Source organism: Bacteroides xylanisolvens (assembly GCF_018289135.1).
Classification (GTDB): Bacteria; Bacteroidota; Bacteroidia; order Bacteroidales; family Bacteroidaceae; genus Bacteroides; species Bacteroides xylanisolvens.
Window position 1 is genome coordinate 2,399,710 of sequence record NZ_CP072216.1, and the last position, 15,086, is coordinate 2,414,795.

A 15,086-nucleotide genomic window follows, 5' to 3' on the forward strand; every position below is an offset into this window, starting at 1 on the left:
AAATTGTGTACTTTTGCCGTTGTAAAAACGACACTAAAATTTGATGGAAACATTTACATTCAATACTGTCGAACTGATTCTTTTATCAGCGGCAGGTATTCTTTTTATCATTCAGCTCATCTATTATTTTGGTCTGTACAATCGGATACATGCCCATAATAAGGCTGTACGCAAAGAAGAGGTACATTTTTCACGAGAACTGCCTCCACTTTCCGTAATTCTCTGCGCACGCAATGAGGCTGAAAACCTGCGTAAAATCCTGCCAGCCATTCTGGAACAGGATTATCCGCAATTCGAGGTGATTGTCATCAACGATGCTTCCACAGATGAAACCGAGGATATACTGGGAATGATGGAAGAAAAATATCCTCATCTTTACCATAGTTTTACCCCTGAAAGCGCACGTTATATCAGTCATAAAAAACTGGCCCTGACATTAGGCATTAAAGCCAGTAAACATGATTGGCTGGTATTTACAGAAACAAACTGTATGCCGGCAAGTAACCAGTGGTTAAAGTTAATGGCACGCAACTTTACTCCGCAGACTCAAATCGTATTGGGATATAGCGGCTATGACCGTACAAAAGGATGGTTGCACAAACGTACCGCATTTGATACCCTCTTCCAATCCTTGCGTTATCTGGGATTCGCTTTAGCCGGAAAACCATATATGGGTATCGGACGTAACTTAGCTTACCGGAAAGAGTTGTTTTTCCAACAGAAAGGATTCTCCAAATACCTGAACCTGCAACGTGGAGAGGATGACCTATTCATCAACCAGTTGGCAACTCCTTCAAATACCCGCGTCGAAACAGACATCAACGCCACCACACGGATAAATCCTGTGTACCGATACAAAGAATGGAAAGAGGAAAAAATAAGCTATATGGCGACCGCAAGATATTATCAGGGAATACAACGATACCTTTTGGGATTTGAGACTTTCTCCCGTCTGTTATTCTATGTTTCCTGTATAGCAGGCATCGCATCCGGCGTCCTCAATTCTCATTGGTTAGTCGCAGGCATCGCACTGTTAATCTGGTTACTACGCTTCATCATGCAAATTGTCGTTATTAACCAAACAGCCAAAGAAATGGGAGGAAACCGGAAATACTATTTCTCATTACCGCTATTCGACCTTCTCCAACCTATACAGTCGCTGAATTTCAAGATTTGCCGATTCTTTCGAGGAAAAGGAGATTTCATGAGAAGATGAATTCATGGAATCAACCGTTGCATATAAATAGCATTCGAACCATCATGATAATAGCATGGCTTTATTCCTGCCGGAATAAAGCCATTTTTCATATATAGCGCAATAGCGGCAGCGTTCGTCACCTTCACTTCCAAAGTAATTTTAGCAGCCTTACATTCGTTAGCTGTCCGAATCGTTTGGTCCATCAATGCTTGTCCCAATCCTTTCCCTCTGAAATCCGGATGGACAGCTATCGAATAGATCCTTAAATAATGAGTTCCACCATGGAATAATAAGGAGACATAAGCGATTACCCTATCCCCTTCCATCATTACATAGAAAGTTCCTTTCGAGCGGCTTATCAGATAAGCAAACTGTTCTTTCGAAAAGCTATCTTCCCGAAAACATTCCCATTCTATTTCCAAAATAGCAGGAATATCACTTTGCTGTGCTTTACGAACAAATAAACCCGTCTCCATCATCAATAATGTTTCGCCTCCAAGGCCTGTTCAAAATGATTCAGTAACCGGTAATACATTTCATCACCGATAATGGCATCTTCCAGCCCATGGTCGATACTCGGATTATCATTGTTCTCAATAACATAGGCTTTATCATCTACCATTTTCAGGTCGACTCCATACAATCCCTTTCCGATCAGATTCGCAGCTTTAACGGCTGTATCCAACACTACCCGAGGTACCTGATAAATAGGAATCGTATCTACCAGTCCGCAACGACTTCTGCCCGAATCATAGTGGCAGTAAATTTGCCAATGTCCTTTTGCCATATAATATTTGCAGGCATACAGCGGTACCCCATTCAACAGGCCGACACGCCAGTCAAACTCCGTAGGAGTAAATGCCTGCGCCAGTAAGATAGCCGACTTCTCAAAAAGCATCTTCAGACTTGCTTGCAGTTCTTCCTCATTCGAAACCTTTTTCATGCCAATGGAATAAGACCCATCCGGTATCTTCAGAATAAAAGGAGCCCCCACCTGTTCGCTGATCTGCTCAAACGAATGATCGTTTGACTGAAAAATCAGCGTTGACTTAGGAGCAGAAATTTTTTCCTTTTCAAAAAGTTCTTTCAGGTATACTTTGTTCGTACACCGGATGATGGAAAGCGGATCGTCAATAACGGCCATTCCGTTTTGTGCAGCCAATTGCGACAAATGGAATGTATAATGATTCAATGATGTTGTAGTACGAATGAACAAGGCATCAAATTCGAGCAAACGGATGGCGTCATCTTCCGTAATCATTTCCACATGAATATTCATCTTCTTGGCAACTTCTGCCAATTTATGCAAGGCACCTTTGTTGCTGGGCGGAAATTTTTCCTGTGGATCAACCAATACAGCTAAACTATAACGGGAAGCTTTCGCCGACTTAGGCGCACGCCATATTTTCTTATTAAAGTTATCCAATGTGTTGGCAAAGAAATCCTGCTCTTCATCATTGAGCCGATTCAGAGGAAGAAATTGAATACTTTCGATCTGATTTCTGGGATGAGTATTCAAAGCCACCCTCAATAATGGGCAAGGGTAATTCTCAAAAATAAATCGTGCAATCCGCTCCAGACCTTTCTCTCTACATTTGCCAAAGTAAATGTTCAGATACCAAATGTCGTCTTTGACATTGTTCTTCTGTATCCACTGGTAACAGAGGGCTTGCAGACTACGATCCATCCGAACACCCGTCCCGGTCTCCAACTTGTTGATTATATCAACATCCGGAATGACTTTCTGTCCTCTCGTTTGGGCTAACAATGAACAGTAATACCCTTCAGAGTTATAACTGTAATCATCGCTAAGATTAATAACTAACTTCCGGTCTTTTTCTACCGGCTTGTTTTTCAGATAGTCGGAAACAGTCAGGACACTACTTGTCTCGTAATACGGTTTCCAGTCATCCAGATTATCCAACAGGATTAACACATTATTCATAATGGTTAAAAATTAAACCTACAAGAGGATATTAAGTAAATTGGGCGCAAATATAGACATATTATTCACTCCACATCACGCAACAGACTAAATTATTTATGCAGTAGAAAACGGGTAGATAAAAAGAGGATTATTCGTATCTCATGGAGCTTGCCGGATTGATCTTGGTAATCAAAAATGAAGGACCAATCAACATCAATACAGAAGCAAACAAAGTACCCAAATTAATCAAGATAAAAAGTAAAACATTAAAAGATACCGGGACAGTATCTACATAATAAGTCTCCGGATCAAGTTTGAAAAGTCCGAATTGAGATTGAAGAATACAGAATGCCAAACCAATGGCATTGCCCCAGAGCATGCCTTTGCCAATCAGAAAGACTGCAAACCAAAGAAAGGTTCTGCGAATCGTGAAATTATTGGCTCCTAATGCTTTTAAAATCCCAATCATATTGGTGCGTTCGATGATAATAATCAGTAAACCGGAAATCATGGTGAAGCCGGCAACTCCTATCATCAAAATCAGAATCACCCATACGTTCAAATCCAATAAATCAAGCCAGGCAAAGATTTGAGGATTCAGTTGTTCGATGTTACGCACATAATACACACCTCCCAGTTCATCTTGCCTGTTGTCAATATCAGTTGCGATCTCATAGGTTATATCTTCCAGTTTATCATAATCTTTCACCTGTAATTCCACACCGGTCACCTGTTCCGGTTGCCAACCGTTCAAGCGATTCACCAGATTGAGATCCGTCAGTAAAAAGAGGTTGTCGTATTCGGAGAAGTTCGTCTGATAAATTCCGGCAATCGTCAGGCGACGAGCACGAATATCATCCTGTATATAATAGGTATATATCTTATCTCCCAGTTTCAACTTCATTTTAGTTGCCAACGCTTTCGAGATAAGCACTTGATTGGTAGATACTGAATCACTGAAAACAGGAATCTCCCCTTCTACCAAATACTCTTTTATAAAATGGGGGTCGAACTCCGGACCTACCCCTTTTAACACCATTCCTTGAAAAGCGTCATCGGTCTTAATCATACCCGGTTTGGTAGAGAAACGCTGCACATGGCTTATCTCCGGATAATCAGCAAGAGCAGTCATCATACTGTCTCCTACCACAATCGGATGAGTTTCGTAAGAACTGACGGCATCCAGATTAGTTATCTGAATATGTGACCCGAATCCTATGACTTTATTTCTCACCTCACTTTTAAACCCGATAACTACCGCCACCGCAATAATCATCACAGCCAAACCAATAGCAATACCCGCCATGGCAATGAGGACCGCAGGACGTGACACCTGCTTTCTGCCATCGCTTTCACGATAGATACGCCGAGCTATGAAAAGTGATAGAGACATTGGGTTAAGTATTAAGTATAAAGTATTAAGTATTAGACATAAAGTATTAGACAATTATACACACGAGCAAACACACAAGAAGCTACGGTTAATACTTAATACCTAATACTTAATACTTAAATTTCATTCTGTTCTTCCCGGATATGCTTCCAAGGCCTTCTGCAAGACAAAAAGCGCACGGGTTAAATCTTCTTTCTTCAATACGTAAGCAATACGAACTTCATTAATGCCGGAACCCGGAGTGGTATAGAAACCGGAAGCCGGAGCCATGAATACCGTCTGACCTTCATATTCAAAATCAGAGAGGCACCATGCACAGAACTTGTCGGAATCATCTACCGGGAGTTTCGCTACTGTATAAAAAGCGCCCATCGGGATGGGTGAATAAACACCGGGAATACGGTTCAAACCGTCAATCAGGCATTTACGACGTTCTACATATTCATCATACGTTTCACGAGAATACTCTTCCGGAGCATCCAAAGAGGCCTCTGCAGCAATCTGTCCGATCAATGGAGGACTCAAACGAGCCTGGCAGAACTTCATGACAGCATCGCGTATCTCCTTGTTTTTGGTTATCAACGCACCAATACGAATACCACATTCTGAATAACGTTTGGATACGGAGTCAATTAATACCACATTATTCTCAATACCTTCCAAATGGCAGGCAGAGATATAAGGAGAACCGGTATATATAAATTCACGATATACTTCATCGGAGAAAAGGAACAAATCGTACTTCTTTACCAGGTCACGAATCTGATTCATTTCACGACGGGTATACAAATAACCGGTAGGATTGTTGGGATTACAAATAAGAATCGCTTTGGTACGCTCATTAATCAGTTCTTCAAACTTCTCTACTTTCGGAAGGGAAAAGCCCTCTTCAATGGTCGTAGCAATGGTGCGGATCTTTGCTCCGGCAGAGATTGCAAATGCCATATAGTTAGCATAAGCCGGTTCCGGAACGATTATTTCATCTCCCGGATTCAGGCAGGAAAGGAAGGAAAAAAGTACGGCTTCCGAACCTCCTGATGTAATGATTATATCGTCTGCTGTAAGGTTGATATTGAATTTCGCATAATATCCTACTAATTTCTCGCGATAGCTACGATAACCGGCACTTGGACTATACTCCAATACCTTCCGGTCAATATTGCGTATCGCGTCAATCGCGGCCTGAGGAGTGGGCAGATCAGGCTGTCCGATGTTCAGGTGAAACACATGGACTCCACGTTGCTTGGCAGCGTCTGCCAAAGGAGCCAGCTTTCTGATAGGAGATGCAGGCATCTCGTTTCCGCGAATGGATATGGTTGGCATAATTTTAACTACAAATTACTTAATTACTATTTACTTTTTCTACTTGGAGCTGCAAATGTACGCAATAATTTGAATACAGAGACATAAAAACTTTAAAAACCTTAGCAAGGTTAAAATCGTTATGGTAATTTGAAAAGAAAGCTATACATTTGTCATACGGAAAACTTAAAACAATATCATAATGACCATACACCTTATCTCATTTGCTTCAATCCTTCACAAACAAGTCTCGCTACGTAGCTCACACGAAGCTATTTTAAGCGAAATTGAAAAATATTATACCGTAAAGCTCGTCGATTATCAAGATATGGACAAGCTTAGTAGTGATGATTTCAAAATCATTTTTATCGCTACCGGTGGGGTGGAAAGACTGGTCATACAGCAATTCGAAAACCTCCCCCGCCCTACCATTTTACTGGCAGACGGCATGCAGAACTCTCTTGCTGCCGCATTGGAAATCTCCACATGGTTACGGGGACGTGGAATGAAGAGCGAAATACTACATGGCGAATTACCTGCTATCATCCTGCGTATTCATACACTTTATAATAATTTCCGTGCACAACGTTCCTTATTCGGCAAACGTATCGGAGTCATCGGAACTCCTTCTTCCTGGTTAGTTGCCAGTAACGTAGACTACCTGTTGGCAAAACGTCGTTGGGGAATTGAATATGTAGATATTCCATTGGAACGGATTTACGAACAATTTCAACAAATAACGGATGAGCAAGTCGGAGCGTCATGTGCGGCTGTAGCATCGCAAGCTCTTGCCTGTCGCGAAGGAACTCCCGAAGATTTAATCAAATCCATGCGGCTGTACCGGGCGATAAAAAAGGTATGTCAGGAAGAAAATCTGGAAGCACTGACATTGAGCTGCTTTAAATTGATTGAACAAATCGACACTACCGGATGCGTGGCATTATCTTTATTGAATGATGACGGGATAATAGCAGGTTGTGAAGGCGATCTTCAATCTATTTTTACTCTTTTAGCAGTGAAAGCGCTTACGGGCAAGGACGGATTTATGGCAAATCCTTCCATGATTAATTCCCGTACGAACGAGCTGATACTGGCACACTGCACCGTAGGACTCAAACAAACGGAGAGATACATTATCCGCAATCATTTTGAAACAGAAAAAGGAATTGCCATACAAGGGTTACTTCCAACAGGAGACGTAACGATTATAAAATGCGGCGGTGAATGTCTGGACGAATATTACTTATCTACTGGAACATTGACTGAAAATACCAATTATATTAATATGTGCCGCACGCAAGTACGCATCCGCATGAATACTCCAGCCGAGTATTTTCTGAAGAATCCTTTGGGAAATCATCATATTATGCTTCATGGTAACTATGAAGATACATTGAACGAGTTTTTCCAGGCAAATGCTTGCAAAAGAACTGAATAACATCTCAAAACATCCTTAAAGAAAGCGCCTCCTTAATAAACAAAATAAATTATCAGTTTATTAAGGAGGCACTTTGGAGATTGACTAAATTCTATTTCTTTATTCTATTTCTCTTTCTTCCCATTTTCCGTTATGCCACTCTGCAACTGAAGTAAAGCCTGTCTTCTTCAAAGCAGCTAATGCTTCGGAGCGTCCATTATTAATCCGTTCCGGATAATGCGCATCACTGTTTACCTGTACTCTGATACCCAGTTCTTTCAGGAATGAAAAATATCGTTTATTGGGATAGAATGTTCCTAAATCGTGATAAGATTTAGTATTTATTTCAACGATATAACCATATTCGGCAATGGCGGTGAAATATTTGCGAACCAACGCATCATACCACGGTTCATCCAATAATCCCGGACGATAACAGGAAGCATTATAATGCATCTTGTCAGCATGACCGACAATATCAAATCCTCCCAATTCTACCATACGAAGCAGGTTCTTATAGTAAAGACGGACCACAGAATCCAAATCACCATCAAAGTGCTTGTCTACCAATTGACGGAAAAGATCTGCCGGAGTATCAATATCTACGATTTTTCCTTCCGGAGAGTACAACATATGTACAGAACCTATCCGGTAGTCAAGTGGTAGTTTTTGAAAACAGGGTAAAGAAGGGTTGCTTTCTTCGTTCAGGTAATCTATTTCAAGACCAATGGCAAGCTCTATTTTATCTGCATATTTCTTCTTCAGACGGGAAAATTCGGAAAGGTAATCATCCATTCTATCCCACTCCATCGTCCATGCAGTAGAAAACGGCAGTGGAGCATGGGAAGAAATGCCATAGGAAGTAAATCCTTCACTGATAGCAAAACGAATAAAATCTTCCATATTGGCGCGTCCGTCACAATACAAACAGTGGCTATGATAATTGGTTAGGTTTGTCATACAAGGTTATATGTTGTCCGGGATATATTATCAAAGTTATTATCATTATCAGGCTATTCTAGTGATACAATGACACAAATCAGCCTTCTATTTCACTAAGTTCCAGCCATCGCATTGTTTTCTCATCAATCAGGTCATTGACTTCAGGCAAACGTTTCGATTTCTCTGTCAATTCGTCAACAGAAAGGGTACCGCTACATAAGAGTTCTTCAATCTGCACTTTTTCTGTTTCTAATTCTGCTATCTCCTTTTCCAATTGCTCGAACTCTCGCTTTTCCTTGAAACTCATCTTCCGTTTGTCGTTCAGACGAACACGGGCGGTCTTTTCTTCCTGCGGCTTTTCAGCTTCTTTCTCCTTTTGAGCTTTCGCGTCTTTCCAGTCACGATAGTCACTGTAGTTTCCGGGAAAGTCGCGAATATCTCCCTGTCCATTGAATACCATCAAATGGTCTACTACCTTATCCATAAAGTAGCGGTCGTGAGAAACAACAATCACACAACCTTTGAAATTTTGAAGATATTCTTCAAGCACGTTCAGAGTGATAATATCGAGGTCGTTGGTAGGTTCGTCAAGCACCAGGAAGTTAGGGTTACGCATCAGGATGGTACACAGATAAAGACGACGACGCTCGCCCCCACTCAACTTATAGACATAGCTATGTTGCGTTTCGGGAGTAAACAGAAAATGCTGTAAGAATTGCGAAGCAGTCAGTTTCTTTCCATTACCCAGTTCAATCACTTCGGCAATATCCTGCACTACATCAATCACCTTCATTTGTTCATCGAACTGAAGGCCATCCTGCGAGTAATAGCCGAAACGAACAGTTTCACCAACATCCACCGTTCCACTGTCGGGCGCAACCTGCCCCATTAATATCTTGATAAAAGTAGATTTACCTGTTCCGTTATTTCCCACAATGCCCATCTTTTCATAGCGGGCAAAGATATAAGAAAAATCATCCAGTATCTTCAAGTCACCGAAGCTCTTAAACAAGTGATCGGCCTCGAATATCTTACTACCGATATAGGATGCTTTCACCTCCAGCTTCACATTATCATTGTTGAAACGTTGCTTTGCCACCTTTTCCAATTCATAAAAAGCATCTTCCCGGTAACGGGCTTTATGCCCGCGTGCCTGCGGCATCCGGCGCATCCAATCGAGTTCCGTACGGTAAAGGTTGTTGGCACGTTCTATTTCTACACTCTTAGCTTCGATACGTTCCTGACGTTTCTCGAGATAATAACTGTAGTTACCTTTATATTGGTAGATTTGTTGATTGTCTATTTCGATAATCTCCGAACAAACACGATCAAGGAAATAACGGTCGTGCGTCACCATCAGCAAACTAAGATTGGTACGACGCAGGTAATCTTCCAGCCATTCGGTCATATCCAAGTCCAGGTGATTGGTTGGCTCATCAAGGATAAGCAGATCCGGCTCGGTAATCAACGCATTGGCTAAAGCAACGCGCTTCAACTGTCCACCGGACAGTTGCTTCACTTTTTGGTCGAAGTTGCGGATTTTGAGTTGCGAAAGAATTTGCTTGGCTTTCTGTTCATATTCCCAGGCTTTCTCCTGATCCATACGCGCCAGAAGATTTTCCAATCCCGGATGACCTTCAGTCTCCATGCAACGTTCATACTCTTTTATCAGTTCCACGGTACTGTTACCGTGATGGAAACAGGCTTCAAGCACGGTCAACTCTTCGGGATACTGTGGATCTTGTTCCAGATAATCCACCCGAAGGTCACGACGGAAAACAATGTTACCGCTATCATAACCTTCTTTTCCAGCGATTATATTCAATAAAGTAGTTTTTCCGCTGCCGTTCTTCGCTATCAATCCTACACGCTGGCCTTCAGCAATGCCAAAAGATATATTTTCAAAAAGAACCAAGTCACCGAAAGACTTGGTCAGGTTATCTATCTGTAAATAAGGTACAGCCACGTAATTTAGTAATTAGTTGGTTAGTGATTAGTGATTAATAATCACGGATTTATACTCTTCAATAATGTCGCAAGGTTCTCCAGCCTTTACTTTACTCCATGCCAGTTTCAACGGATCGATGATACGGTCTTTATATTGTAATACAGGAGCTTCCCGGTTACCGTCAATCAACGTTTTCCATTCCATACCTTCCACTTCATTCGTCAGAATTATACAGACTGTGATGCCGATTGCCAACCATTCCTCTTTCTTTTTCGAGCCAATCTTACCGCTATTAATCACCTGCTGAAGTTTCTCCAGGTCTTCTTCTATTCCCTGAAAATCTTTTTTCAATTCCTGCTTCACGGTAGATACCACCCATTCGTACGCTTCATTAATCAAATAGATTTCAGAAAGACGGGCCGGGATCAGTTCAGCAGGATACTTCTGCCCTTCTTTGCGTACCTCCAAAGTAGCGATTACATCTTCCGCCTCCTTCACAACTCCGCCTTTAGGTACAGTAAAAGAACATTCGAAAGCAATATCGTCAACTCCTGTAATCCACAAATGGGAAGTATAATAAGTCCCCTCCTCCTGAAACATTTCTTTGCTATACGCACATTCCCACGTTCCGACTTTCACCAACGAAGCCGAATCATTCTCTTTCAGTTCCTGCCGGATGACATCTTTACCATAACCGGCTTTTCCTTTAAATGCGGATATACGAAAATTTCCCGTCCATACTTCGGGATTATAGAAAAGAAAAGAGCCTTCGCCATCTTCAAACTCATTCCAGTCTGATGGATAGTTCATAGAAAACCATGCTCCGGGAGAGATAAATTTCTTGCCTTGCATCCTTTTATATTAAAAATGATTACTTGGGCAAAAGTACGAATTAATAATGAAGAATGAAGAACGAAGAATGAAGAATTTTGCTGCGCTATGCAAGTATACCGCAAGGATATTCTTCATTCTTCATTTTTAATTCTTCATTTTCCTATCGGCTGTATTTTCCTCCGCACTTCTTTAGAAATCTCCAAAAACATATAATTCAACTTTCCGGAATGGATTCCTTCTTCGTTTTCCTTATACTTCTTATTAGCATACTGCTTCGATTTCTCGAAAGTCAGTAACGACATCTCATTCTGCGATTTGCCTACCATTGTAGAATCCAGTTGTTCATCCGGGAAAAAATCATCCAGATCGACATCACCAATCATCGTTGTCTCCAGAAAGTTTTTATTCGTGTGCGAATTATCCGTATAGTATCCTACAAACATGTGCCCCGGTGTACGTACCAAGATAGGATCAATATTAATGGCGCGAAGCAACGACGCAAACAACACACTCCCATCCACACAATTAATCTGTGAAGATTCCAGTGCATCATCAAACGTACGGACACGCTGCGAGAAAACAACATTGCTCGAAAGGCTGGTATTGGAAACAGAACTATAACGGAATTTACGTTTCTGCAATATATTCCAAAGGGCATATACCTGCTTGTCTACCGCCCCTTTAGCCTTACTTTGATAACCGAGAAAGCGATTAACAATCCGAGTATTCAATGCCTCGCGAAGCAACTGATCGATCATCGGATTCTCTTCATTGACATAAGCCGCAAAGAAAATACTGGTATCATGGAATTTAGTTCCGTTAGCCACATACCCCAACAGACACTCATTGATGCTACGCACTGAAAAAGTACGTACCCGTTGTCCCAAATCTTTTCCATTCATCTCCACTGTGATGGCTACGCTTACCGGTTCTGCCTGCACCTCATTTTTCAGTGCCTCATAATTCCAGATGATATCAGGATAAATCGTATATTCCGTTCTGGGCTTGTTTAATACAAATTCCGACACCGAGCGGGAGAAAAAAGGCGTTTCGGCTACTTCAATCCGCACACGACTATAAGCTGTCTTCGATTTCAACCGAACGGCAATACACGACTTCGGATTTCCCAAAGACGTCGAATCCGACGGAACAATCACTTGTGCATCAGTGGTGGCAACAGACAGAATCGCCGAAGGAAATATATTTCCTCCCAGATCGTCTACAATCTCAAAACCGGAATTGAATGAAGTATATTTAAACACAGACATACCGCCAAGGAGAATTAACAGTACCACAACAGATCCTATTATTTCCTTCCGATGTCGTTTTAAGTCAATTTTTATCATTATTTGTAGTTTCTATAGTCAAACATTTCTATTGTATCTCGCTAACAAAGATAACAAATAGCGAGCGTTTTTTCCTCTTACAATCAACAAAAACTTCCATATTCCGTATCAATTCCCGGAATTCACAGAATGTAACACGATTGTAACGTCTGTTTCATCTGCCCGTAACAAAGTCTCCTCATCTTTGCAAAGGATAAAATAAAAACGTAACTTTGTCATATCACATTAATACATATATCTTATGAACGATTACCGTATTCTAGTTGTCGACGATGAAGAAGACCTCTGTGAGATTCTGAAATTCAATCTTGAAAACGAAGGTTATGAGGTTGATACAGCAAATTCTGCCGAAGAGGCAATGAAGATGGACATCAGCAGTTATCACTTAATTCTCCTCGATGTGATGATGGGAGAAATCTCCGGTTTCAAAATGGCCAACATCTTGAAGAAAGACAAAAAAACAGCAAAAGTGCCTATCATCTTTATCACGGCAAAAGATACTGAAAACGATACTGTGACCGGATTCAATCTGGGAGCAGACGATTATATTTCGAAACCTTTCTCCCTGCGTGAAGTCATTGCCCGTGTGAAAGCAGTATTAAGACGTACGGTAACAACGGAAACGGAAAGAGCACCCGAACGTCTTACTTATCAGTCGCTCGTTATTGACATCACAAAGAAGAAAGTAAGTATCGACGACGAAGAAGTGCCATTGACTAAAAAAGAATTTGAAATATTGCTTCTACTGGTACAGAATAAGGGACGCGTATTCTCACGCGAAGACATTCTAGCCCGTATCTGGAGTGACGAAGTGTATGTGCTCGACCGTACCATCGACGTAAACATCACCCGTTTACGTAAAAAGATAGGTATATACGGCAAACGTATTGTCACCCGTCTCGGATACGGATACTGTTTTGAAGCTGAATAAGTAATAATACCGAATTAAGTAATTATTATGAACCTGCCTGTAACTCAAAAACATTTTCTTTCTTTCAGCCGGAAGCTGTTCCTTTCGGTTATTTCACTCTTTCTGGTATTTGCCATTTGTTTTATTGCGTACCAGTATCAACGTGAACGGGAATATAAAATAGAACTGCTGAATACAAAACTGCAAGATTACAACAGCAGACTCTACGAACAATTGGAAGAGCAACCCCTTGATAGCGAAATAATCAGCGGTTATATCAACAAACATATTCTGGAAGACTTGCGTGTGACCCTTATTGATGCAGAAGGAAATGTTGTTTACGACAGTTATCCAAATCATAATAACCAAATAGAAAACCATCTGAATCGTCCGGAAGTACAGAAAGCAATAAAGCATGGTAACGGATATGACGTACGTCGTACTTCGGAAACAACCGGAGTTCCCTATTTTTATTCGGCCACTCGTTATAAAGATTATATTGTCCGTTCGGCTTTGCCTTATAACGTCAGCCTCATCAACAACCTGCAAGCAGACCCGCACTATCTATGGTTTACCATCATCGTGACCTTATTATTAATGATTATCTTCTATAAATTCACCAACAAACTGGGCACTTCCATCAGCCAGCTCCGTGAATTTGCCATGCGTGCCGACCGAAACGAGCCTATCGAAATGGCTATGCAATCCGCTTTTCCACATAATGAACTAGGAGAAATCTCACAACACATCATCCAAATCTACAAACGATTGCACGAAACCAAAGAAGCTCTCTACATCGAACGTGAAAAGCTAATCACTCATCTCCAAATCTCGCACGAAGGATTAGGAGTATTCACAAAAGACAAGAAAGAAATTCTAGTCAATAATCTTTTCACCCAATACAGTAACCTGATTTCGGACTCCAACCTGGAAACAACGGAAGAAGTCTTTGCTATCAGCGAACTAAAAGAGATTATTCATTTTATCAATAAGAACCAGCAAGAACGCTCGAGAGGAAAAGGTGAAAAGCGAATGTCAGTTACCATCAACAAGAACGGGCGGACATTTATCGTAGAATGTATCATCTTCCAGGATGCTAGCTTTGAGATTTCCATCAACGACGTCACCCAGGAAGAAGAACAAGTAAGACTCAAACGCCAACTGACTCAAAATATTGCCCATGAGTTGAAGACTCCTGTCAGCAGTATTCAAGGATATCTGGAAACCATTGTCAGCAACGAAAATATTCCACGTGAAAAGATAAACGTATTCCTCGAACGTTGTTATGCACAAAGCAATCGTTTGAGCCGGCTGCTACGCGACATCTCCGTACTCACCCGCATGGACGAAGCCGCCAGCATGATTGATATGGAACGAGTGGATATTAGTGTACTGGTCGGAAATATTATCAATGAAGTATCTCTGGAACTCGACGAAAAGCATATCACAGTAATCAACTCTCTGAAAAAGAGCATACAAGTCAAAGGTAATTATTCATTACTATATTCCATCTTCCGCAACCTGATGGACAATGCCATCGCATACGCCGGAAGCAATATTCAGATAAATATCAACTGTTTCCGTGAAGATGAGAATTTCTACTATTTCAGCTTCGCCGACACTGGTATAGGTGTATCACCCGAACATCTGAACCGTCTCTTCGAACGCTTCTACCGGGTAGATAAAGGCCGCTCACGCAAACTAGGCGGAACAGGATTGGGACTGGCTATTGTGAAGAACGCCGTTATTATCCACGGCGGCAACATCTCCGCCAAGAACAATCAGGGAGGTGGACTTGAGTTTGTATTTACACTGGCAAAGGAGAAATAGAGGGGTAGCTACATTTTAAAACATTTCCCGAATCATTAC

General features: G+C 41.3%; 12 protein-coding genes. 4 read left to right on the forward strand and 8 right to left on the reverse strand.

Annotation, left to right across the window (positions count from 1 at the left end):
* Positions 1 to 43: 43 nt before the first annotated feature.
* On the forward strand, positions 44 to 1,216 hold the full coding sequence (locus INE92_RS10340) for a glycosyltransferase (RefSeq protein WP_004314830.1): 1,173 nt from the start codon (positions 44 to 46) through the stop codon (positions 1,214 to 1,216).
* Positions 1,217 to 1,218: 2 nt separating this feature from the next.
* Here the strand turns inward: INE92_RS10340 and rimI are convergent, their stop codons facing one another.
* The 4 genes from rimI to INE92_RS10360 form a co-directional block, all read right to left on the reverse strand.
* Positions 1,219 to 1,677: a ribosomal protein S18-alanine N-acetyltransferase gene (gene rimI / locus INE92_RS10345; protein ID WP_008644726.1), complete on the reverse strand. Its 459-nt coding sequence runs from the start codon at positions 1,675 to 1,677 to the stop codon at positions 1,219 to 1,221.
* On the reverse strand, positions 1,677 to 3,143 hold the full coding sequence (locus tag INE92_RS10350) for a RimK family protein (protein ID WP_195436014.1): 1,467 nt from the start codon (positions 3,141 to 3,143) through the stop codon (positions 1,677 to 1,679). The genes rimI and INE92_RS10350 overlap by 1 nt, the downstream gene beginning before the upstream one ends.
* 130 nt (positions 3,144 to 3,273) lie before the next feature.
* Positions 3,274 to 4,518, reverse strand: a complete 1,245-nt coding sequence (locus INE92_RS10355) for an ABC transporter permease (RefSeq protein ID WP_195436016.1) — start codon at positions 4,516 to 4,518, stop codon at positions 3,274 to 3,276.
* Between the two features lie 123 nt (positions 4,519 to 4,641).
* Positions 4,642 to 5,841 carry a pyridoxal phosphate-dependent aminotransferase gene (locus tag INE92_RS10360; RefSeq protein ID WP_007757808.1) on the reverse strand — a complete coding sequence of 400 codons (1,200 nt, stop codon included), beginning with the start codon at positions 5,839 to 5,841 and terminating at the stop codon, positions 4,642 to 4,644.
* A 181-nt stretch (positions 5,842 to 6,022) separates the two neighbouring features.
* Here INE92_RS10360 and INE92_RS10365 point away from each other — a divergent pair, with 181 nt between their 5' ends.
* Complete coding sequence (locus INE92_RS10365; protein WP_195436017.1) at positions 6,023 to 7,258, forward strand: fucose isomerase; 1,236 nt, start codon at positions 6,023 to 6,025, stop codon at positions 7,256 to 7,258.
* 99 nt (positions 7,259 to 7,357) lie between these two features.
* Here INE92_RS10365 and INE92_RS10370 read toward each other — a convergent pair whose 3' ends face one another.
* The 4 genes from INE92_RS10370 to INE92_RS10385 all read right to left on the reverse strand — a co-directional run bounded on the left by INE92_RS10370 (position 7,358) and on the right by INE92_RS10385 (position 12,307).
* Positions 7,358 to 8,197, reverse strand: a complete 840-nt coding sequence (locus INE92_RS10370; RefSeq protein WP_195436018.1) for a histidinol-phosphatase — start codon at positions 8,195 to 8,197, stop codon at positions 7,358 to 7,360.
* A 79-nt stretch (positions 8,198 to 8,276) separates the two neighbouring features.
* A complete protein-coding gene (locus INE92_RS10375) occupies positions 8,277 to 10,145 on the reverse strand; it encodes an ABC-F family ATP-binding cassette domain-containing protein (RefSeq protein ID WP_004314837.1) in 1,869 nt (622 codons plus the stop codon).
* Positions 10,146 to 10,172: 27 nt separating this feature from the next.
* Complete coding sequence (locus INE92_RS10380) at positions 10,173 to 10,979, reverse strand: DUF3805 domain-containing protein (RefSeq protein ID WP_004314838.1); 807 nt, start codon at positions 10,977 to 10,979, stop codon at positions 10,173 to 10,175.
* A 134-nt stretch (positions 10,980 to 11,113) separates the two neighbouring features.
* Positions 11,114 to 12,307, reverse strand: coding sequence for a hypothetical protein (locus INE92_RS10385; protein ID WP_008019595.1), 1,194 nt, complete (start codon positions 12,305 to 12,307; stop codon positions 11,114 to 11,116).
* Positions 12,308 to 12,548: 241 nt separating this feature from the next.
* On the opposite strand from INE92_RS10385, the gene INE92_RS10390 reads away from it, so the two are divergent.
* Positions 12,549 to 13,238: a response regulator transcription factor gene (locus tag INE92_RS10390; protein ID WP_004314840.1), complete on the forward strand. Its 690-nt coding sequence runs from the start codon at positions 12,549 to 12,551 to the stop codon at positions 13,236 to 13,238.
* 27 nt (positions 13,239 to 13,265) lie between these two features.
* Positions 13,266 to 15,047, forward strand: a complete 1,782-nt coding sequence (locus tag INE92_RS10395) for a sensor histidine kinase (protein ID WP_008644720.1) — start codon at positions 13,266 to 13,268, stop codon at positions 15,045 to 15,047.
* Positions 15,048 to 15,086: the final 39 nt, after the last annotated feature.

Bases quoted from the DNA above. Each gene is read 5' to 3' on its own strand.
- INE92_RS10360 (WP_007757808.1), bottom strand. From the start codon at position 5,841: ATGCCAACCATATCCATTCGCGGAAACGAGATGCCTGCATCTCCTATC.
- INE92_RS10350 (WP_195436014.1), bottom strand. From the start codon at position 3,143: ATGAATAATGTGTTAATCCTGTTGGATAATCTGGATGACTGGAAACCG.
- rimI (WP_008644726.1), bottom strand. From the start codon at position 1,677: ATGATGGAGACGGGTTTATTTGTTCGTAAAGCACAGCAAAGTGATATT.
- INE92_RS10340 (WP_004314830.1), top strand. From the start codon at position 44: ATGGAAACATTTACATTCAATACTGTCGAACTGATTCTTTTATCAGCG.
- INE92_RS10395 (WP_008644720.1), top strand. From the start codon at position 13,266: ATGAACCTGCCTGTAACTCAAAAACATTTTCTTTCTTTCAGCCGGAAG.
- INE92_RS10355 (WP_195436016.1), bottom strand. From the start codon at position 4,518: ATGTCTCTATCACTTTTCATAGCTCGGCGTATCTATCGTGAAAGCGAT.
- INE92_RS10380 (WP_004314838.1), bottom strand. From the start codon at position 10,979: ATGCAAGGCAAGAAATTTATCTCTCCCGGAGCATGGTTTTCTATGAAC.
- INE92_RS10385 (WP_008019595.1), bottom strand. From the start codon at position 12,307: ATGATAAAAATTGACTTAAAACGACATCGGAAGGAAATAATAGGATCT.
- INE92_RS10370 (WP_195436018.1), bottom strand. From the start codon at position 8,197: ATGACAAACCTAACCAATTATCATAGCCACTGTTTGTATTGTGACGGA.
- INE92_RS10390 (WP_004314840.1), top strand. From the start codon at position 12,549: ATGAACGATTACCGTATTCTAGTTGTCGACGATGAAGAAGACCTCTGT.
- INE92_RS10365 (WP_195436017.1), top strand. From the start codon at position 6,023: ATGACCATACACCTTATCTCATTTGCTTCAATCCTTCACAAACAAGTC.